At 40.0% G+C, this 20,981-nt stretch carries 22 protein-coding genes and 1 pseudogene; 13 read left to right on the forward strand and 10 right to left on the reverse strand.

Annotated elements, in window-relative coordinates; all coding sequences use genetic code 11:
* Positions 1-114: 114 nt before the first annotated feature.
* A complete protein-coding gene (locus GGR21_RS12565) occupies positions 115-1,575 on the forward strand; it encodes an aminoacyl-histidine dipeptidase (protein ID WP_183307576.1) in 1,461 nt (486 codons plus the stop codon).
* Positions 1,576-1,618: 43 nt separating this feature from the next.
* Here GGR21_RS12565 and GGR21_RS12570 read toward each other — a convergent pair whose 3' ends face one another.
* Positions 1,619-2,305 carry an SIR2 family NAD-dependent protein deacylase gene (locus tag GGR21_RS12570; RefSeq protein ID WP_183307577.1) on the reverse strand — a complete coding sequence of 229 codons (687 nt, stop codon included), beginning with the start codon at positions 2,303-2,305 and terminating at the stop codon, positions 1,619-1,621.
* 176 nt (positions 2,306-2,481) lie between these two features.
* On the opposite strand from GGR21_RS12570, the gene GGR21_RS12575 reads away from it, so the two are divergent.
* From GGR21_RS12575 to GGR21_RS12610, 8 genes are all read left to right on the forward strand, one after another.
* Positions 2,482-3,066, forward strand: coding sequence for an FKBP-type peptidyl-prolyl cis-trans isomerase (locus GGR21_RS12575; protein ID WP_183307578.1), 585 nt, complete (start codon positions 2,482-2,484; stop codon positions 3,064-3,066).
* Between the two features lie 22 nt (positions 3,067-3,088).
* Complete coding sequence (locus GGR21_RS12580) at positions 3,089-4,108, forward strand: FKBP-type peptidyl-prolyl cis-trans isomerase (protein WP_183307579.1); 1,020 nt, start codon at positions 3,089-3,091, stop codon at positions 4,106-4,108.
* A 125-nt stretch (positions 4,109-4,233) separates the two neighbouring features.
* On the forward strand, positions 4,234-4,698 hold the full coding sequence (locus tag GGR21_RS12585) for an Lrp/AsnC family transcriptional regulator (protein ID WP_006799740.1): 465 nt from the start codon (positions 4,234-4,236) through the stop codon (positions 4,696-4,698).
* Between the two features lie 146 nt (positions 4,699-4,844).
* On the forward strand, positions 4,845-5,468 hold the full coding sequence (locus GGR21_RS12590) for a PASTA domain-containing protein (protein ID WP_183307580.1): 624 nt from the start codon (positions 4,845-4,847) through the stop codon (positions 5,466-5,468).
* Complete coding sequence (locus GGR21_RS12595; protein ID WP_183307581.1) at positions 5,468-6,535, forward strand: RluA family pseudouridine synthase; 1,068 nt, start codon at positions 5,468-5,470, stop codon at positions 6,533-6,535. Before GGR21_RS12590 ends, GGR21_RS12595 begins: the two co-directional genes overlap by 1 nt.
* A gap of 41 nt (positions 6,536-6,576) precedes the next feature.
* On the forward strand, positions 6,577-7,560 hold the full coding sequence (locus tag GGR21_RS12600; RefSeq protein WP_183307582.1) for a D-alanine--D-alanine ligase: 984 nt from the start codon (positions 6,577-6,579) through the stop codon (positions 7,558-7,560).
* A gap of 12 nt (positions 7,561-7,572) precedes the next feature.
* Complete coding sequence (locus tag GGR21_RS12605; protein ID WP_183307583.1) at positions 7,573-8,724, forward strand: hypothetical protein; 1,152 nt, start codon at positions 7,573-7,575, stop codon at positions 8,722-8,724.
* Between the two features lie 89 nt (positions 8,725-8,813).
* Complete coding sequence (locus GGR21_RS12610; RefSeq protein ID WP_246348065.1) at positions 8,814-9,386, forward strand: hypothetical protein; 573 nt, start codon at positions 8,814-8,816, stop codon at positions 9,384-9,386.
* Positions 9,387-9,394: 8 nt separating this feature from the next.
* Here GGR21_RS12610 and GGR21_RS12615 read toward each other — a convergent pair whose 3' ends face one another.
* Together GGR21_RS12615 and GGR21_RS12620 are read right to left on the reverse strand one after the other, a co-directional pair.
* Positions 9,395-9,994 carry a ribonuclease HII gene (locus GGR21_RS12615; RefSeq protein ID WP_183307585.1) on the reverse strand — a complete coding sequence of 200 codons (600 nt, stop codon included), beginning with the start codon at positions 9,992-9,994 and terminating at the stop codon, positions 9,395-9,397.
* 1 nt (position 9,995) lies between these two features.
* On the reverse strand, positions 9,996-11,246 hold the full coding sequence (locus GGR21_RS12620; RefSeq protein ID WP_317169885.1) for a metallophosphoesterase family protein: 1,251 nt from the start codon (positions 11,244-11,246) through the stop codon (positions 9,996-9,998).
* A gap of 100 nt (positions 11,247-11,346) precedes the next feature.
* Here GGR21_RS12620 and GGR21_RS12625 point away from each other — a divergent pair, with 100 nt between their 5' ends.
* From GGR21_RS12625 to GGR21_RS12635, 3 genes and pseudogenes are all read left to right on the forward strand, one after another.
* The gene (locus tag GGR21_RS12625; RefSeq protein ID WP_183307586.1) at positions 11,347-12,894 is read left to right on the forward strand and encodes a glycoside hydrolase family 10 protein; all 1,548 of its coding nucleotides are present in this window, start codon (positions 11,347-11,349) and stop codon (positions 12,892-12,894) included.
* A 320-nt stretch (positions 12,895-13,214) separates the two neighbouring features.
* A pseudogene (locus GGR21_RS12630) lies at positions 13,215-14,336 on the forward strand (THUMP domain-containing class I SAM-dependent RNA methyltransferase); the annotation flags it as partial.
* A 44-nt stretch (positions 14,337-14,380) separates the two neighbouring features.
* Complete coding sequence (locus tag GGR21_RS12635; protein WP_183307587.1) at positions 14,381-14,644, forward strand: DUF4884 domain-containing protein; 264 nt, start codon at positions 14,381-14,383, stop codon at positions 14,642-14,644.
* Here the strand turns inward: GGR21_RS12635 and GGR21_RS12640 are convergent.
* The 6 genes from GGR21_RS12640 to miaB all read right to left on the reverse strand — a co-directional run bounded on the left by GGR21_RS12640 (position 14,636) and on the right by miaB (position 18,730).
* Positions 14,636-15,235, reverse strand: coding sequence for an aminotransferase class IV (locus GGR21_RS12640; RefSeq protein WP_183307588.1), 600 nt, complete (start codon positions 15,233-15,235; stop codon positions 14,636-14,638). The genes GGR21_RS12635 and GGR21_RS12640 overlap by 9 nt on opposite strands.
* Positions 15,232-16,218 (reverse strand): aminodeoxychorismate synthase component I, encoded by a 987-nt coding sequence (locus GGR21_RS12645; protein ID WP_183307589.1) that lies wholly within the window; start codon positions 16,216-16,218, stop codon positions 15,232-15,234. Before GGR21_RS12645 ends, GGR21_RS12640 begins: the two co-directional genes overlap by 4 nt.
* Before the next feature lie 55 nt (positions 16,219-16,273).
* Entirely contained in the window at positions 16,274-16,663 is a 390-nt protein-coding gene (locus GGR21_RS12650; protein ID WP_183307590.1) for a hypothetical protein, read from the reverse strand.
* Entirely contained in the window at positions 16,653-17,027 is a 375-nt protein-coding gene (locus GGR21_RS12655; RefSeq protein WP_183307591.1) for a phage holin family protein, read from the reverse strand. Before GGR21_RS12655 ends, GGR21_RS12650 begins: the two co-directional genes overlap by 11 nt.
* Positions 17,017-17,220, reverse strand: coding sequence for a YtxH domain-containing protein (locus GGR21_RS12660; RefSeq protein WP_183307592.1), 204 nt, complete (start codon positions 17,218-17,220; stop codon positions 17,017-17,019). Before GGR21_RS12660 ends, GGR21_RS12655 begins: the two co-directional genes overlap by 11 nt.
* A 139-nt stretch (positions 17,221-17,359) precedes the next feature.
* Positions 17,360-18,730 carry a tRNA (N6-isopentenyl adenosine(37)-C2)-methylthiotransferase MiaB gene (miaB, locus tag GGR21_RS12665; protein WP_183307593.1) on the reverse strand — a complete coding sequence of 457 codons (1,371 nt, stop codon included), beginning with the start codon at positions 18,728-18,730 and terminating at the stop codon, positions 17,360-17,362.
* Between the two features lie 585 nt (positions 18,731-19,315).
* Here miaB and GGR21_RS12670 point away from each other — a divergent pair.
* Positions 19,316-20,104, forward strand: a complete 789-nt coding sequence (locus tag GGR21_RS12670) for an aspartate dehydrogenase domain-containing protein (protein WP_183307594.1) — start codon at positions 19,316-19,318, stop codon at positions 20,102-20,104.
* Here GGR21_RS12670 and GGR21_RS12675 read toward each other — a convergent pair.
* Positions 20,087-20,980 carry an NAD(P)-dependent oxidoreductase gene (locus GGR21_RS12675; RefSeq protein ID WP_183307595.1) on the reverse strand — a complete coding sequence of 298 codons (894 nt, stop codon included), beginning with the start codon at positions 20,978-20,980 and terminating at the stop codon, positions 20,087-20,089. The two genes, GGR21_RS12670 and GGR21_RS12675, sit on opposite strands and share 18 nt — an antisense overlap.
* Position 20,981: the final 1 nt, after the last annotated feature.

Below are 20,981 nucleotides of genomic sequence, written 5' to 3' on the forward strand. Positions count from 1 at the left end.
GACAAAATGCCAGTGAATAATCGGGAATAATCCGAAAAACATAATTTTAGCTACATATTTTCTTCTATATTTTCCTATCTTTGTTACCATTCGTAAATTAAAAACATAATTACTATGGGCAAAGAAATACTTAAACTGAAACCATCACAGTTGTGGAAACACTTCTATGACCTCAGCCAGATTCCCCGTCCTACAGGACAGATGAAAGAAGTAACTAAATTCGTAATGGATTTCGGAAAATCACTGGGACTGGAAGTTAAACAAGATAAAGCAGGGAATACTCTCATCACAAAACCTGCGACAAAAGGAAAAGAAAAAGTTCCGACTGTGATCCTGCAATCACATCTGGATATGGTTCCGCAGAAAAATAACGATGTAAAACATGACTTCACTAAAGATCCGATTGAAACCGTTATTGATGGGAAAAATGTAAAGGCGAAATCTACAACTCTAGGAGCTGACAATGGTATCGGTGTAGCCGCCATGATGGCTGTACTGGAAGACAAAACGCTAAAGCACGGAAAAATCGAAGCCTTGTTTACCACAGACGAAGAAGTGGGTATGGTAGGTGCTAACGGGCTAAAAAAAGGATTTTTATCAGGTAGCATTTTATTAAATCTCGATACCGAAGAGATTGGTGAACTCTGCGTGGGCTGCGCCGGGGGTGTGGATGTAAATGCCGACTGGGAATTTAAAGAAGTAAAAACCCCAAAAGGAGACATTGCGTATAAAATCACATTGAAAGGGCTCCGTGGAGGGCACTCGGGTACAGAGATACACCTTGGGCGTGCCAATGCCAACAAACTGATGTTCTATTTTTTGAAAGAAGCGGTCAGCAACTACGAAGTACGATTGGCATCGATCGATGGAGGGTCATTGCGCAATGCTATCCCACGTGAAGCAGTTGCCGTAGTAACCCTGCCGGAAGAAGATGAAAAAGACTTCCTGAAACTGGTGAAAAAATACGAAAAGAAATATAAAGAAGAATATAAATCGGCCGAACTGGTAGATAAACTTTCTTTTAAGGCTGCTAAGACAGACGTCCCTAAAACTCTAATCCCTGAAGAAATACAGGACAGCCTGATAAATGCTGTTGTTGGTTGCCAAAATGGAGTAATAAGCATGCTTACTGATTTTGAAGGAATAGTAGAAACCTCTACAAACCTTGCACGTGTAGCATCAGAAAATGGCAAAATATCAATAAAAATATTAGCCCGCAGTTCGTCAGAAGATCGTAAAGACGAAATCGCATCCAGTCTGGAAAGCGTGTTTGCTCTTGCCGGAGCCAAGGTTACAGTAGAGAACGGATATCCGGGATGGCAGCCAAATGCCCAATCAGCAACACTGGATATGATGGCTAAATTATACAAAGAAATGTATAAAGAAGAAGCTCACGTGGTGGTGGTTCATGCCGGATTGGAATGTGGTATTATCTTAGGAAGCACTCCGGGACTCGATATAGTTTCATTCGGGCCAACAATACTGAATGCTCACTCTCCTGATGAATTCGTCGTAATTGATACAGTTCCTAAATTTTATGACTATCTGGTAAAAACACTGGAAAATATCAAATAAAACAAAAGGCGATGAAATTTCATCGCCTTTTTTATTTAGAAATTTATCTTTCAATTAATCTTCTCAATTCCCCTACCCCTTCTGAAGCGCCTTTTCTTATAAAGTGTACTCCATACATAGAAGTTTTCACCTCATTAGGATCGATCAGATAAATAGAGGTAGCAGGAGGTACATAATTCAACAGTCCGGCAGCAGGATATACATTCAGCGATGTACCTATTACAACTAATACATCCGCTGTCTGCACAATCTTCATCGCCTGTTCGATCATAGGCACCGCCTCGCCAAACCATACAATATGCGGACGAAGCTGCGATCCCTTCTCACACTTGTCACCTAAATGTATCTCGGCATCATCGGGAGTAAGTGTATATATCAGGGACGGATCGGCTGTAGAACGTACTTTACTCAACTCGCCATGCAAATGCAATACATTGGTACTACCAGCCCGCTCGTGCAGATCGTCTACATTCTGAGTTATAATAGAAACCTTATAATCTGATTCCATTTCTGCCAGGCCAATATGCCCATCATTAGGTTGGGCTTCGAAAGCCGCCTTTCGCCGCGCATTATAAAAATCGAGTACCAGTTGTGGATTCTTCCTGAATCCTTCGGGTGTTGCCACATCTTCTACACGGTGTTGCTCCCATAAACCTCCGGTATCTCTGAAAGTAGCAATACCACTTTCGGCACTCATTCCTGCTCCTGTTAAAACAACAATATGTTTCATAATTTATTAAAAAAATGTAAGTACGATACACAAATATAGTTTTTTCGCCCCTAAAGTCTATTAATGTATCATGAAAAGAATTACTTTTGTTGGTTAAATAAAATAAACATTTAACCTTACCTCTTAGACCACTATCTCTATGATTTACAAGGTTAAGATAAAAACAAAAAGAATATATGGATAAAATCAGCTATGCTCTGGGATTAAGTATCGGAAACAACTTTATGTCTTCGGGGATCAAAAATGTAGATTTCGAATCTTTCCTGAAAGGAATGCAGGATGTGATAAACGGTAGTCAAGCCGCCATTTCATATGAAGAAGCCCAGCAAGTACTGAACGACTTTTTCGGCAAACTACAGGAAGAAAGACTCGAACTTAATCTTAAAGCGGGAGAAGAATTTTTAGCGATCAACAAAAACAGACCCGGAGTTGTAACTCTGCCTAGCGGATTACAATACGAAATACAGAAAGAAGGAAACGGCCCTAAACCAAAAGCTATCGACCAGGTAAAATGCCATTATCATGGAACATTGATCGATGGCACTGTATTCGACAGTTCGGTAGAACGTGGGCAACCTGCAACATTTGGTGTAAACCAGGTAATACCGGGATGGGTAGAAGCATTACAACTTATGCCGGCAGGTTCTAAATGGAAATTATTTATCCCATCAAACCTTGCCTACGGTAAAGCAGGAGCAGGACAATCCATCGAACCTAATTCAACATTAATATTCGAAGTAGAAATTCTAGATATTGTTTAATAATAAATTATTTAATTAAAACATGAAAAAAATTCAAGTTGTCGCTCTTGGCGCATTCGTGGCCATCGGAGCTTTGCTTACATCTTGTGGAGGAAGCGTTTCTACAAATGCTTCACTCAAAACAGAGATCGACACTATTTCTTATGCATTCGGAGCTAGCATGTACGACCAACAGGGACTTAGCATGTTTCTGCAGCAAAGTGGTATAATCGGAGATACTATGTCTGTCAGATCATCTTATATGAGAATGATCAGCATGGATACTATCGGTGCAAAAAAAGACTCGCTGACTAAGATTATGAAATTCAAGATTGACTCTATCAGCAAAGCAAATAGTCGTAATATTGCCGAATTCCTTAAAGGGTTGAAGCAAAGTATCGGGTCTCCTGATTCTCAGAATGCATACAACACAGGTATCGCAATAGGAAATCAGATAGGTAAACAAATGTTCCCTAACGTTGAAGCGCAGCTATATGGCCCTGACGCAAAAGAAAAAATCAATGCCGATGCATTCCTTGCAGCTTTGGCCGCTTCTATGAAAGGCGAAAAATTCGCTATTCCTGAAGCAGGTACATTATTCAATGTAAAAATGCAGGAGGTACAGGCTAAACAGCAGGCTAAGCGTGATGAAGAAATGAAAGCTCAATATGCTGACAAAATTGCTGCCGAAGCTAAGTTTTTTGAAGAAAACAAAGCTAAGGAAGGTGTTACAACGTTGCCTAGCGGAGTACAATACAAAGTAATCAAAGAAGGAAACGGAGCAAAACCAAGTGCTAATGATGTTGTAAAAGTACACTATCACGGAACTCTTATCGACGGTACTGTATTCGATAGTTCTGTAGACCGTGGTACTCCTGCTACATTTAATGTAAGCGGTGTGATCAAAGGCTGGACAGAAGTTCTTCAGTTAATGCCTGTCGGATCTAAATGGACAGTTTATATCCCTTACGATCTTGCATACGGAGCAGCAGACAGAGGAACAATCAAACCTTTCTCGAATCTGATTTTCGATGTCGAATTGTTAGGAATTGAGACGAAGTAACAGGTAAAAAAGCAAGAAGAAGATAATATTTTGGCGCTTACAATGTATTTTTACGAGCAAAAAGTTTTAGTTTTATAAAAAATAACTTATATTTGGATATAAAATAACTATAAAACGCTCAGATTATGCAAAAAATCGACAAACTTGACAAAAAGATACTGGAGATCATATCCCAGAACGCAAGGATTCCATTCAAGGATGTAGCCTTGGAATGTGGAGTTTCCCGTGCAGCCATTCATCAGCGTGTACAACGCATGATAGAAATGGACGTGATTGTAGGCTCCGGCTATTTTGTCAATCCTAAAGTACTAGGATATAATACATGTACATATATCGGAGTAAAACTCGAAAGAGGTTCGATGTATAAAACGGTAATACCTGAACTGGATAAAATCCCTGAAATTGTAGAATCTCATTTTACAACAGGTCCATACACTATCTTAATTAAGTTATACGCCAGAGACAACGAACATCTGATGGATCTGCTTAATAATAAGATACAGGACATACCGGGTGTGGTAGCCACAGAAACCATGATTTCGTTAAGTCAGGGAGTAAAACGCCAGATACCAATATCTAAATCTGAATAACTGATACGAAACATTATATAAAAGGATAGCCTGATACAGGCTATCCTTTTTGTTTTTCTTATAATTATATAAATATGCAACACAAATAAAGAAAAGCATATTTTTTTTAATACTTTTGTAGCTTAATTACATAGGAAAATATCCGTATGAAGGACGAAAAGAAAAAAAATATTGTCATCAGACTGCTTAGCAATATCTATGTAAAGAATATATTGATAATGGTCATTGTCTTTGTGGCATTGGTGGCTGTCGTATTATTTGCCCTGAATATATATACAAAACACGACAAATCGTCAACTGTACCCTCTGTAAAAGGACTGCAGATGGAAGAAGCCGGCAGCATACTCGCTTCTGCAGGCCTCGATTATGAGATCAGTGACTCCATATTTCAAACAGGAGGCACGCCTGGGGCGGTTCTCGAACAAATACCGAAAGGAGAATCGAAAGTAAAAGAAGGACGCACTGTCTATCTGATCGTCCAAGCCAAAGGTGTACAAATGGTTCCGGTTCCCGAACTAAAAGATTTTTCAAGACGTCAGGCCGAGGCCCAACTCAATTCATTAGGATTTGAGAGAATTATGGTGGAAGAAGTAGCCTCTCCATATGCAGGTATTGTTATATCCGTATCATATAAAGGACAAGAATTGAGGCCTAACCAGAAAGTACCCAAAGGAGCCACCCTAAAAATGGTTGTCGGAGCAGGCGGGGAATCGCTTGAAGACAGCATAGAAAATTTCGATGTTAAAGTAGAAGATTCATTCTTTGATTAATGGCGCACAATCCGTTTGAAGAATTTGATAATATATCCGAAGAAGAACTTGTAGAAGATCAAGGCTCCGGACTATACGAACATTACCGCTTTTTAGTAGATAAGGGGCAGGGGCAGATGCGTATCGACAAATATCTTTCCATGCATATTGTCGGCGTATCACGAAACCGGATACAACAGGCTGCCGAGGCCGATTGTATTTTAGTAAACGACAAGCCCGTCAAATCAAATTATAAGATAAAGCCACTAGATACCATATCGGTGGTAATGAACCGCCCACCACGCGAACTGGAAATAATACCCGAAAATATACCTTTGGATGTTGTCTACGAAGACGAAGATGTGATGGTGATAAACAAGCCACCGGGACTGGTAGTCCATCCGGGATTCGGTAATTATCAGGGGACTATGGTGAATGCTATAGCATACAGGCTGAAAGACACTCCCGAATATGACGCAAAAGATCCACGTCTGGGAGTTGTCCACAGGATAGATAAAGACACATCGGGACTAATAGTTGCGGCAAAAAATGCTTATGCCAAAGCACATCTGTCGGAACAATTTTTTAATAAAACAACGAAGCGCCAATATATAGCTTTAGTGTGGGGATCGGTAGAGCAGGATGAAGGACGCATAGAAGGCAATATCGGGCGAAGCCTGAAAGACCGGATGCTGATGACTGTTTTCCCCGAAGGAGATTACGGAAAACCGGCTGTCACACACTACAAGGTATTGGAAAGGCTAGGTTATGTTACGTTGGTGCAGTGCAGATTGGAAACAGGCCGAACCCACCAGATCAGGGTTCATATGAAATATATAGGCCACACATTGTTCAACGACGCACGTTATGGCGGAAATGAGGTACTGAAGGGTACTCATTTCGCAAAATATAAACAATTTGTACAGAATTGCTTCAACATTTGTCCACGGCAGGCCTTACATGCACAGACACTAGGTTTTGTGCAACCTCGTACAGGCGAAGAACTGATGTTTGAAGCACCTTTGCCCGAAGATATAAGTATGCTGTTGGACAAATGGAGGGGATATATTTCGAACAGGGAAATTTAAGGTTAATGTATTGTTAAATGCTTTCTTTTACTGAAGATATTATGAAAAAAAATATTGCCGTAGTATGGGGCGGATATACCTCTGAAATTATTGTTTCGGGAAAAAGCTTGGTCGGGGTATATTCTTTCCTTGATAAGGGAAAATATAATGTATACAAAGTAAAAATAACAAAGGATAGCTGGACTATAAATATGGATGGAACAGAATATCCTGTCGATAAGAATGATTTCAGTTTTATCAATCCGCAAGATAAGACAAAAATAAAATTTGATTTCGCATTCATCATCATACACGGCACTCCGGGCGAAGACGGCCATTTGCAGGGATATCTCGAAATGCTGAATATTCCGCACTCTACTTGCAGCATGATGACATCCGCTCTGACCATGAATAAATTTGTTTGCAACAATTTCCTCAAAAACTTTGGCATACAAGTGGCAGATTCCTTATATTTGAATAGGGAAACTGAATATGATGCCAAAACTATTGCTGCCAGATTAGGTTTTCCGATGTTTGTAAAGCCAAATACAGGAGGATCGAGCTTTGCGACAACAAAAGTAAAGTCGATGGACCAGTTACAAAGTGCGATAGAAGCAGCATTTGGTGAAACATCCGATGTGATCATAGAAAGCTTTATCAGTGGAACAGAAGTAACATGCGGCTGTTACAAGATAAAAGGAAAAGAAGTAGTTTTTCCGATCACAGAAGTAGTTACAGACAATGAGTTCTTTGATTACGACGCTAAGTACGAAGGTCAGGTGGATGAGATCACTCCGGCGCGTATTCCGGACGAAATGGCCGATAAGATACAACAGCTAACCCGCAATGTTTATGATCTGGTAAACGCCAAGGGAATCATCAGAGCTGATTTTATCATTAATGGTGACAAGCCTTACCTGCTGGAAGTAAATACAACACCGGGCATGACAGCAACAAGCTTCATCCCTCAGCAAATAGCGGCTGCCGGACTAAACATCACCGAGGTACTGACGGAAATAATTGAAAACGAGTTTAACAGGATTTGAAGATATTATACTATGGATAGTAAATTTGATGATATAGCTCCTTTATACGACCATGAAGTAGAACAATCTATAAAGGATATGCTTGCTGACCCTGGCTTTCAACATGCAGTGGGTTACATTATCCCGAATGTAGACTGGGACGAATTTTCGGCAGAAATGCTGAAATATAAAACAAAAGAAGAATTTCAGGCCAAAATGATCTACCCCGTAGTCAGCATGCTTGGTGCTCGTGTTTCGACCAGCTTCCGGGGGGATAAATGGGAGAATATAGATACATCAGTAGAGCATTTATTTCTATCGAACCATCGTGATATTGTTCTCGATGCAGGATTATTCAATATCCTGAGACATAAAGAAGGATTGAGAACCACCGAAATAGCAATAGGCGATAACTTACTGATCCATTCGTGGATAGATAAGCTGGTACGCCTGAACAAAAGTTTCATTGTACGCAGGGGATTGTCCATTAAAGAAAGATTAACATCATCCAAACACCTGTCCGAATATATCCACTACGCCATTACTACAAAAAAAGAATCCGTTTGGGTAGCCCAACGGGAAGGCCGTGCGAAAAACTCTGATGACAAGACACAGGACAGCCTCCTGAAAATGCTTGCCCTCTATCCCGACGATAAATCATTTCTGGAAAGTCTGAAAGAACTAAACCTCATACCTCTTTCCATATCATACGAATATGATCCTACCGATTACCTGAAAGCTAAAGAGTTTCAGCAAAAACGGGACGATCCGGATTTCAAGAAAAGTCAACGGGACGATCTGCTGAATATGGAGATCGGCATATTGGGAAATAAAGGAAATGTAGTCTTCCGCTTCGGCAAATGTATAAATCCTGAACTCGATAAGATTACAACACCTGACAAGCGCCTGCAACCCGAACTGGCCGCTAAAATCATAGACAAGGAAATACATTCCAATTACGAGATCTACCCTTGCAATTATATTGCCCACGATCTGCTGCACAATGAGAACAGATTCGGCGATAAATACACATCTGTACAAGTCGAAGATTTCAAAAACTATCTGAACACGCAAATAGCAAAGATAGACCTTGATTATATCGATCATGATTTTGCATGGGAGAAAATGCTGGAAATGTATTCGAATACACTGATGAACTATCTGATAGCAACACAACCGGAATAAATTATGAATTACAAGTTATGAATTATAAATTAAAACACTCATAATTCATAATTTTTATTTACGTTTGTGTAACACAAATGATCCAGACTATGAAAAAAGTCCTAATTTACCTAGTTGCCAGTCTACTTTCGTCCGCATCTTTTGCCCAGGTAGTGAAACAAGGAGAAAAGTTTACCAGTGTTCCTTTGATCGAAGGTAAAGTAACCTTTTTGAAAGAAATACCAGTAAAACAAGGCTTATCTCCGGAAGAGAATTACAAGCTCCTGAAAGAATGGGCTATTGTTAATTACGGAAAAGATCCTTTTATATCAAGTGTACGACATGACTCCAACAATCAGGAATTTATCGCTAAATCGAGAATCGAACTGCTTTTACCTGCCAACTCGAAAGGAGTGAGGGAAAAAATGATCATGCGGTACCGCGTCAACGGGTTTATATTCCAAAGTAAGTGTGTATTGGAAATAACGGAAATATCTTATCTATACGAGAATTCAAGAAACAATAAATTATTGCCCAGAGTTATCCGTGGCGAAGATTTCATTACAGATAAGGCTTTAGAAATAACAGACGAGGTACAGGAATTCAGAATTAATACAAGAAAAAGTACTCTCTTCTTCCTTGATGAGTTAGCAAAAGACTTCGAGAATAAATTCGCAAATTAAGATACTGCCTAAAAATCCAGTTTAAGTTGCTTTTCTGTCAGATTGAATGTTAACCGGTGATATGGAGTAACACCATGTTCCGCTATTGCCTGTCTGTGCACCTTTGTAGGATAGCCCATATTCTTACTCCATCCGTAAATAGGGTATTCTTCATGCAGTTTTTTCATATAATCGTCCCTGTATGTTTTTGCCAGTACCGATGCCGCAGCAATAGGCAATAGCTTCCCATCCCCTTTCACTACACAGGTATGCGGAATGCCGGAATAGCCGCAGAAACGGTTTCCATCTATCAACAGATGCTGAGGCTTGACCTCCAGCGAAGCAACAGCCCGTTGCATAGCAAGAAAAGACGCATTCAGAATATTGATCTTATCAATCTCTTTATGATCGACTATACCTACAGCCCACGCCACAGCCTGTTCTTCTATCAGGGGACGCAACGCATAGCGTTCCTTATCTTTCAACTGTTTGGAATCGTTCAGTTCTTCACATGCAAAACCCTTTGGCAAAATCACAGCAGCAGCAAAAACAGGCCCCGCAAGACATCCTCTTCCCGCTTCGTCACAACCGGCCTCTATTAATTCGGGATATAATGATAATTGTAACATACTACTCAAATACTATTTCAACATTATTATCAGCAGGAGGAAAATCAAAATTCATTTCGTCCATATCTTCCGAACTATCCAACAGTGACGAAAATGCCTTAAGAGAGGTCATTAACGCTTCATCCGGTTTCTCATCACCATAAAGATGCAGGACAAATATCTGGCTAAGGATATCTGCCATCTGATTGGTTACATCCGCTGGCAAAGAGAAGCCGAGGCCTCTTAGCTTTTGCACAGCCATGCCTTTTGCCAACACCTGCATCCGTGTTTTATCTTCTGCTGCCAGACCGGGATAACCCGATACTTCGGTTATATTTTTCGTCCTGATATTTATTCTATCGGGATATAAATCTACAAAACGATAGGCAAAAGGATAGGATGACAGAGTTCCCGTTTCCACGTCATATATTATATTCCCTTTATCTGAAGTGAACAAGGAGATATCATTAGAGTGAAAATGCCCTGTGAAGATCACTTTCATGCCATTATCAGCAAAAAGATTAGCAAGTCGCTTCCAATCATCTACCAGATAGTCCTTAAAGAATGTATCCTGATACATAATGTGCTCTGTCAGTCCCCAGTGCATCATTCCGATGACCTGAATATCTTTTGATTTTGCCTCTTTAAAAACATCCAGAATCCAGGTTTCTGTAGCCGGAGATATTTTTCCTGCCGAAATGCTTGCCGTTTTATATTCCTTATATCGGGCGGCGTCTATGGCTAACAGCCATGTTTTTTCATTTAATTCACCCACATAGCTTAATGACACCGTATCTCTTTTTATGGCATTATTATAGCCACAATCAGCATATATTTCCTCAAATTCACCGGATGAAATATTAGCGACAGGTAGTTTCTCATCTCCAATATATTTAAAGCTATTCGGCATATTCACATCGTGATTCCCGGGAATTACAAATACACGTATGCCGTTATCCTGTAATGGTTTCAGCTTCTTCACAAAATCGAGATGACTCTGTTTTTCCCCATCTTTAGTTATGTCGCCACAGACCAGCAATATGCCGATATCACTGTTTAAATAATCGTTTAAGACTTTATTCAAAACAGCAGGAGTCGCTTTTATATTTTTCCCGCTTGCCCGTATATAGTCCTCTACAGCTTTACTATCATCCATCAATTGTTCAGACAGATAATGGGTATCGGTAATCACTCCCAATTTAACAGGACTTTGGGCTGTAACGCAGCCATAAGCTGAAAATAAAACAAAAAATAAAAACAATAACTTTTTCACACTGTTTCCTGTTTATATTGACAAAAGTAAACATTTAAATAAAAGACATTCCCGTTATTATTCCTATTTTTGTAAATGCTTATTAAATTTTGTTACACTGATGAATAAAAACAAACTATCTCTCCTGGCAATAACAACATTGTTACTGCTATTATCGTCTTGCGGATCGCAACAACAAAGAGTAAAATTTGCAGATATTGCCCATCCTAAAAGAGAATTCCGGGGAGCATGGCTTAGCACCGCATGGCAAACCCGGTATAAAACAATGACAGTACAGCAACTACAATCATATTTTATAAATGCATTGGACGAACTGCAAGCCGATGGCATTAACGCCGTTATATTTCAGGCACGCCCTTATGCCGATGCGTTCTATAAATCCAATTATGAACCTTGGAGCGCATTCCTGACCGGACGGCAGGGAGTTGCACCAGAAGGAGGATTCGACCCGCTGGCTTTCCTTGTGGAAGAGTGTCATAAACGGAATATGGAAATTCATGCATGGCTGAATCCATACCGCGTATCGGCCAGCGATAATGATGTTTTTGCCGAGAATCATATTTATCGCCGTCATCCCGAACGGTTTGTCACATACGGAGGTAAAGTTTATTTTGATCCGGGTATTCCTGAGAACAGAACATTTATCTGCAATGTAGTGAAGGATATAGTTATGAGATATGATGTAGATGCTATTCACATGGATGATTATTTCTACCCTTATCCGGTTGCAGGAGAACGTTTTCCTGACCAAAACAGCTTTAATACTTACGCGAGGTCGCAGGGATTCAAAGAGAACCAATTGGCAGACTGGAGAAGAAACAATGTAAACCTGCTAATTCAGGAAGTAAAATATACCCTACTAAACAATAAGCCTTGGGTACGCTTTGGTATCAGTCCGTTTGGTATCTACCGGAACAAAAGAAATACACCCGACGGATCGGGAAGCGAGACTTCGGGACTTCAGAATTATGACGACTTGTATGCTGATGTTAAGTTATGGGTAAAAAATGGCTGGATAGACTACAATATGCCGCAGATATACTGGGAGCTAGGACATAAATCGGCCGACTATAAGACATTGATCGAATGGTGGGCAGAGAACAATTACAAAGAGCATCTTTACATAGGCCAGGATGTGAAAAGGACTATGGACGCTATAACCCAGCCATCGGGTGCTAACCAGTTATCGGAAAAGATGATCTTGTCTCGTAGTTTCACAACTGTTCACGGCAATTGTTTCTGGCCGGCCTATGAACTTCTGGATAACTATAAAGGAATAGCAAACAGTTTGAGGTCGAATTATCATCGGTATCCGGCGTTGATTCCTGCTTACACCCATATGCACAAGAAAAGCCCTAAAAAAGTTGATAACCTGCAAGAAGCTTATACCACTACGACCCATACATTAAGCTGGAATAGTAATTCGGAAAAATACGATCCCGAAACAGCGAAATATTATGTTATATATCGATTTGCAAAAGGAGAAAAAGAGAACCTTGATAATGCGCAGGCCATCGTCGGCATAACCCGGGAGAAACAATACATTCTGCCTTATGAAGGAGGCAACAGGGAATATAAGTATGTGGTAACAGCTGTAGACGCATTCCATAACGAATCGAAAGGGCGTTCGAAAAAAGTGACGTTATAAGAATACCGGAACTTTATCTATAGTATTTTAATGTGCCAATGAAATAAAAGTAAAAACCAAATTTCCACGGCATTGCGTCTTTGCTGAAAAATCTGTCAGGAGTGTCAGGTTTTGGTTGAAAAAGATGCAAAAGTGTAACTTTTGTAACTTTTTTAAAACACAGAGTAAAAAGAGTAACAGGAGTCCTTTGTTGACTGCTATCATTGGCACATCGGCATATTGGCGAATTTACTAATTGATTCCTGTCAGGTTTTTAATAAAAAACAATTGAAATATAAGCAACTATCTTTAATAAAAATATGAGCAGACACGAGTTTACAATGATAGCCAAAACCATGGCGGGACTGGAAGATGTTCTGGCCGAGGAACTAATCGCCCTGGGTGCCAATAATCTTGAGTTAGGTACACGTATGGTATCATTCGACGGAGACCTGGCACTGCTCTACAGAGCGAATATTCATTGCCGGACAGCTCTGAGGATATTACGCCCCGTGTATCAGTTCAAAGCAAAGAATGCCGACGAAATATACAAGAAAATAAAGGCGATGAACTGGTATGAGCACCTGACTGAAGACAGTACCTTTGCCATAGATGCCATTACATTTTCTGAGATATTCACTCATTCCAAATTTGTAGCCTACAGAGTAAAAGACGCTATAGCGGACTATTTTATGCAAAAATGCGGCAAGCGCCCTTCTGTAGATGTAAAGAATCCCGATCTGCTGATCAATTTCCATATAGCTCATGATAAATGCACCCTTTCATTCGACAGTTCGGGGGAATCTCTGCACAAACGGGGTTACCGTGTAGAACAAACCGAAGCTCCGCTGAATGAAGTGCTTGCCGCCGGTATGATACTGAAAACAGGCTGGCGTGGCGAATCGGATTTCATTGATCCGATGTGTGGTTCGGGAACTCTTCTGATAGAAGCCGCCATGATAGCCATGAATGTTCCTCCGGGAATATACAGACAAAACTTCGCTTTCGAAAAGTGGAAGAATTTCAATGCAGAATTGTTTGAAACCATTTATAACGACGATAGCGGTGAACGGGTATTTGAACACAAAATATATGGTTCGGATATTTCAACCGAAGCTATATCCATAGCTGCAAAGAATATAAAAAGTGCCGGAGTTGAAAAACATATAGACCTGAAGGTTATGCCTTTCGAAAAATATACCGAAGCTCCCTCCGAAAAAGGGATATTGGTAACTAATCCACCCTACGGAGAACGAATAAAGCCCGAAGATCTAACAGGATTATACGAAAATATAGGAGAACGTCTGAAGCATGTGTTTATGGGATACTCAGCCTGGATACTCAGTTATAAGAAAGAGTGCTTCGACAAGATAGGATTGAAACCTGCTAAAAAGATACAATTGGTCAATGGTTCTTTAGCCTGTGAATTCAGACGATATGATATTTTTGCAGGGAAAAGGAAAACTCAAGAGAATACTTGATTTTTTAACATAAAAAGCCGTATATAATGAAGACACGTTTATCTATACTTGTGTTGATCGGGATCATGATGACAGCCTGCTATACAGGCAGGCCAGTAGCAAAACAGGTTCCGCAGAATAATGACACTTATAAAGTGGATTATTTATTCGAACATGACGGATGTAAAGTTTATCGTTTCTACGATAGGGGTAATTATGTTTATTTTACGAACTGTACCGGAGAGGTTACGGCTATTAGTACTGATTCTACAGAACAGCGGATACAGACAGTTATCAGGGCTTCAAAATAAGCAATTTACCGGAATACTTACATTGTCCTCTATATCTATCATGGCATTGATAAGGTATATTTGATCATAGCGTTGTAAATCAGCAAGGTGTATATCTTTCTCTTTTATAAATCCCCGGTCAATCAAAAGTTGCCGTTTTGTTCCGGCTAACAGACAGGTAGAGGGCGTGTATAAACCCGAAGAGTTCTTTAACACAATATTAGTATATGAAGTATCTGTAATAAAACCATCCTTTACGATCAGTATATCATCACAGTCTCCTTTTTGCTCTAGCAAATGGATGAGTGAACTACGATCGGCATATTTAAAGGAGTAGTCGATAGAGTTATCTTCTGTCAACTTCAAGCTATTGACCTTCCGCATATGATACCTTTCATATTCTACATTCACTGAACAATGAGAATAGGTTATGCGGCATTTGACTACTCCGGTACGTAATTCTTCGGGAACATCACCTATCCATAATTCAACAAACATAGTGGTATTGAAGAATGAGATCATAGTGCGGTTCATCCGGTCCATATGATACGTCAGATTAAGAAACCTTCCGTCTACAACTTTTATAGTCTCTATGAAATAAGGTTTGTTCATAGTATTGGCAGGTATATTTTCTTTATGACTTCATCATATTCGCTCTGAGAATCGCTATAGGCCGTTATACCTCCCCCGCTTCGGAAGAAGTACTTATCCCCTACTCTTTCGATATACCGGATCAGTACAGCACTGTCAAACTCTCGTCCGTCAAAGTAGCCGAATACTCCTGTATAATAGCCCCGGGGCGCTTTCTCCGCTTCTTTTATTATAGATATGGTAGCCTCTTTGGGTGCGCCGGAAACCGAACCGGCGGGTAACATACTGAGGATTATATCGCCATAATTCCGATAGTTGTCTTCTCTTAACCGACCTGCTATCTCGGAACTCACCTGAAGAATCTCCGATTTATTGGTCTTGATCCGGTCAATATATCTGAAGCTTTCCACCTGCACATGATCGGCAACTATACTCAGATCATTGCGCAACAGATCTACAATTGTATTATGTTCGGCTGTTTCTTTAAAGTCGTTCAGGATAACCTGCTCTGCATTGGGAATAGAAGCATCAATGGTTCCTTTCATTGGATTAGTAGATATTCTTCTCCCGGATATCTTAACGAAACGCTCTGGGGAGAAGCATACGAACTGATCAGGACATAACAATCTATAGGGAGCATTACTCCTGATGAATATATCTTCCAGGCTTAGATTGAATGACACCGGAGTTTTAATGGTCAGATTGGTGAGATATGAATAGCCCTGGCATAGTCCACTATGGACTATATCAAACTTTTCCTTGTAGTCGTTATAGTTGATCGGTTCACAATTAAACAGGATACCATTATATTCCGACATACAAGATAGGAGATGATCATTACCCAGACCATTCATACTGTAGAAAATCTCGGACTGGCTTAATGGATTATCTAAGAAAAAGCCTTCAGTCAGTTCAAAATTGACTCCGAAAAGGAAAGGTCTGCCAGTCTGTCCATACTCGTTCATCTTAAAACGGATATCCTCTATATTCGAATCCCAATACATGCTCACCAGTCCTTACAAAAAAGGAATAAGCTTTAGACCTATTCCTATTATATCTTTAATCATCATCATCTTTCCTTTTCTTCTTTTTGCCAGAAAAGAGAGACTTTATCTTCTTCACGGCATAGCGCCACAACAAAGGCTGCACTATTTCCCAAATAAGAGGGTAATAAGCTGTTAAACCATTAACCACATTGTGGAATATACCTAGTGATGAATGCTGCTGAGACTCATCGTCCTCATCCTTCCCTTTCGACTGACCTATACGATTAGAGAAGCCTAGTTTGCCGATAATACCATTCACAGCACTATTAAATAAAAGAGACACTGCGTTATCAGACAGATAAGACCATTGTTCAACCAATCTGGCTTCGCTTTCAGCACATTCCTGCTTCACTATTTCCTTTTCCTGACGGAGTTCGTCTAGTGGGCTTAACTTATTCTTCATCCGATTCTACCTTTCTAAAAAAGTTAATAGACTTATACAGAATAGCTTTCATTATTGGTTTTCTCAGAAGAAATACAATTGTAAGAATCAGAAGAGAGAATAAAGCCATCACACCAAACCCTTTAGCCAGACTACCCAGAAGTTCTCCAACCAGGAATGCCATACCCATCAGGACAAAAAATATAATAAAAGACAGAGTAACAAGAACTATTAAGCCATACCCCATGTATGAAGCCGATTTGCTCAACTTCTCATAAGACTCGAGCTTTAAAAGCTTGAGACGCCTGTTGATATAGCTTAATAGCTCCTGCTTGATATCATCCAGCAAGGTATTCAAATTCTTATCTTCCGGATTATTCGACATCGTTCTTTAATTCATCAAACTTATTCTTTCCTTTTTGTGTTGCTGTCTTTACGTTTCCTTTTACTTTATCAACAAGACTGTTTATGTCTTTTAGCCATTCTTCTTTCTTATCTGAAGCAGCAATATAGCCCACAGCTGCACCTAAAGCAGCACCTATGGCCAAAAACAATAAATTAGAGCCAGTTTTATTCATAATCTTTACAATTTTAATTAATTCTTATATTATACTCTCACCCGAATTTTCCTTCTATCTCAAAAGGAACATCTAATATAGTTACTTTTCGAGAATATGGGAAATTCTTATAGTAAAAAATAATGTTTACCCCTGTATATCAAAGAGCTTCTCCAAATAAGGTCGCTGATGTATTACCTGTAATACGGACTGTTACCAGATCTCCAATACGATGATCAGCCTTATTAAAGATAACAACTTTATTCTGCGAAGTACGCCCGAACAACTGCTCTTTTGACCGTTTTGAGAACCCTTCTACCAATACTTCAAATATTTTACCAATATCTCTTTTATTACTTTCAAGAGAACATTCATTCTGCAAATCAATAATTTCCTGTAAACGCCGGATTTTAAGATCTTCAGGAATATCATCCTCTAGTTTCTTTGCTGCAAACGTACCAGGACGTTCCGAATACTTGAACATAAAAGCGGAATCGAAACATACTTCGCGCATTAATGACAATGTTTCCAGATGGTCATCCTCGGTTTCGGAATGAAATCCGCACATTATATCGGTCGAGATACCACAACCCGGAATAATACGCTTTATAGCGTCTATACGGTCCAGATACCATTCTCTGTCATATTTACGTTTCATCACATTCAGCATATGGCTACTACCCGACTGCACCGGCAGATGAATGAATTTGCAAAGGTTATCGTATTTCGCAATTACCTCCAGTGTTTCATCCGTCATATCGGTAGGATATGATGTTGTAAAACGTATACGCATTTTAGGTGCAACTTGTGCGACTATTTCTAATAACGCAGGAAAGTCAACAATTGTTCCGTCTTCTTCTGTATATTTATAAGAATTTACATTTTGCCCTAACAATGTAACCTCCTTAAAACCCTTGTCTCTGAGATTTTCCAGTTCATTCACAATACTCTGAGGTATACGGCTACGCTCGCGGCCTCTTGTATAAGGAACAATACAATATGAACAAACTTTATCGCACCCCCTCATAATGGAGATATAACCCGAAATGTGATTTCCTCCTATACGTAACGGAATAACATCCTTATAAGTCTCTGTTTTTGATAAATGTACATTGATTGCCTTTTCACCATTTTCGGCGGCACCTACCAGATTGGGCAAATCCAGATAAGCATCGGGGCCAACGACTACATCGGCATGATGTTTTTCAATTAATTCTTCTTTGGCTCTCTCGGCCATACACCCTAATACCCCGATTATCATATTGGGCTTCTTCTTCCGCTTTATAGCATTGATATAATCAAGCCTTTGTATTACTCTTTGCTCGGCATTATCGCGAATAGAGCATGTATTCACAAATACAGCATCCGCATCTTCCATGCGGTCTGTCATTGTATAACCATCCATTTGCATCACAGATGCAACAACCTCACTGTCTGCCACATTCATCTGGCAACCATAGGTTTCAATGAACAGTTTTTTCTCTTCGGTTGCAGTCGTGGATTTAAAGTCCAGTCCTTTTTCGTTGTTCATAGAAATATTTATTTTAATAAGTAATATTTTCAATAGCTTATCTCAAGCCATTGAAACGGCAAAAATACAAAGAAAAACGGAAATGTAAGTTTGCATTCATAATTTTAAGACTTTAGCATAAAAAACCGGTATAAGCCAATATTTAAAAAGTTGACAAACCTGACACTTTGCTACGCTCTGTTCAATGTGCTAATTAGTAAATATGCCAATGTGCCAATGATAGCAGTCAACAAAGGACTCCTGTTACTCTTTTTACTCTGTGTTTTAAAAAAGTTACAAAAGTTACACTTTTGCATCTTTTTCAACCAAAACCTGACACTTCATTCGGTTAACAGTCAACAGTGATCAGTTAACAAAAAACCTGACAAATCTGACAGATTTTTAGCTGTTGGCTATTAGCTAATAGCTATTGGCTTTTTAGTTAAAACCTGACAAACCTGACAAGTTTTTTATTCTTTCAAAGATCATTCATTAATGGCACATCGGCATATTATCACATTTACTCATTGTTTATCCTATAGATAAATACCCTGAAAAAAGATAATACATTGCAAAGTCCCGATTTAAAGGGTATCTTTGCCTGATATGAAAAAATTAGTGATTGTCGGATGCGGGCATCTCGCCGAAATAGTTGCGAATGCAGTCGCTCAGAACATATTACCTGAATACGATTTGGTTGGCGTTTATTCACGTACTTCAGCCAAAGCGGAGTACATAGTGTCTATGATGAAACAAAGTGGAAGAAAATGTACAGCCTGCACAAGTCTGGATGAACTCCTTGCACTGAAACCTGATTATCTGGTAGAAACAGCATCTCCTGCCGCCATGAAGGAACTCGCTATCCCCGCTCTCAAAAACGGGACATCGATCGTAACCCTTTCTATTGGTGCATTCGCCGATACAGCTTTTTATGAAGAGGTGAAGAAAGTTGCAAAAGAAAATGGTTCACGTGTTTACATCGCTTCGGGTGCTACCGGAGGATTTGATGTGCTACGCACGGCTGCCCTTATGGGAAATGCCCGGACAAGATTTTTTAATGAAAAAGGCAGTCAGCGGCTAAGACGGTCTCCGGTGTATGACCCATCTCTGGAAACAGAGTCGAAAATTGTATTCTCGGGAACAGCACGTGAAGCTATCGCCATATTTCCTACCGGTCTTAATGTTTCCGTGGCAGCATCGCTAGCATCCGTAGGTCCCGAAAAAATGCATGTAGAAATGATGGCTACACCCGGATTTATCGGGGATACCCAGCGTGTGGAAATAAAGAACGACCAGGTACATGCCGTAATAGATGTGTATAGTGCCACACCCGAAATAGCAGGGTGGTCGGTAGTAAGTACCCTGCAAAATATAGTATCACCTATTGTCTTTTAAATACTCTGTCAAATTAGCCAATACCTTTTCGCTCAGACGGTCAAACGCCTGACGGGTACGCCCGGTAGATACCTGCATACAACGTACATGCGGATGGTTGAGCAAATGCTTCCCACCCAAAGCTCCAAGAGTATCGCAGAAACAAAGATTATCCCTTTCTATCCACCGGATAAAAGCAGGTTCATCCCATGCAGGAGATAGCCCGGTATTAAACAATATTTTCCGGTTGCCCATCATGTTGAATTCAGCTTCATGTATCAGAACTGTATTTTTATTAAGACAACAGAATACAACCTCGCTTTGCTTAAGCAATTCGTCTAACGGCAGAAAATGGTATCCTTTTGCTTTGGCTTCCGGCTTCTCGCTTCGTGAAAAATAAGCAACCTCAGCGCCAAAAAATTTCATGGCATCGGCGATCATCCCTCCTGATTTACCTAGTCCTACAACTCCGGCCTTCAATCCGGTAATTTCACGTGGCATTCCATCCCACGGTTCCTGTCCGAATCCATGCAGACAGCGAACCAATTCACTCACCACATATTCCACTACACCTTCATCTCCATAGTCGCGGATACCGGTTACTGTTATGCCTCTCTGGTTAGCATAATGAATATCGACATTGGCACTTTCGGAAGAATATAAGGAGCAGCACATACCTATATATTTCACATTCGGGCATTTTTCCAACGCTTCTTTATTAATACGGGAAGTATAACTCAAAAGTACTGCGTCTGCATCTCCTATGCGTGAGGCAACATCACTGTCATCTGCGGGTATATCATTATACTGTACTATTTCTTTTGCAAAAGAATGTAAGGCTTTTTCAGCCGAAGGAACCAAGCTGACCGGTTCGATAGCTACAAGTTTACTAAACATA

It is taken from the genome of Dysgonomonas hofstadii, from assembly GCF_014196915.1.
Taxonomy (GTDB): domain Bacteria; phylum Bacteroidota; class Bacteroidia; order Bacteroidales; family Dysgonomonadaceae; genus Dysgonomonas; species Dysgonomonas hofstadii.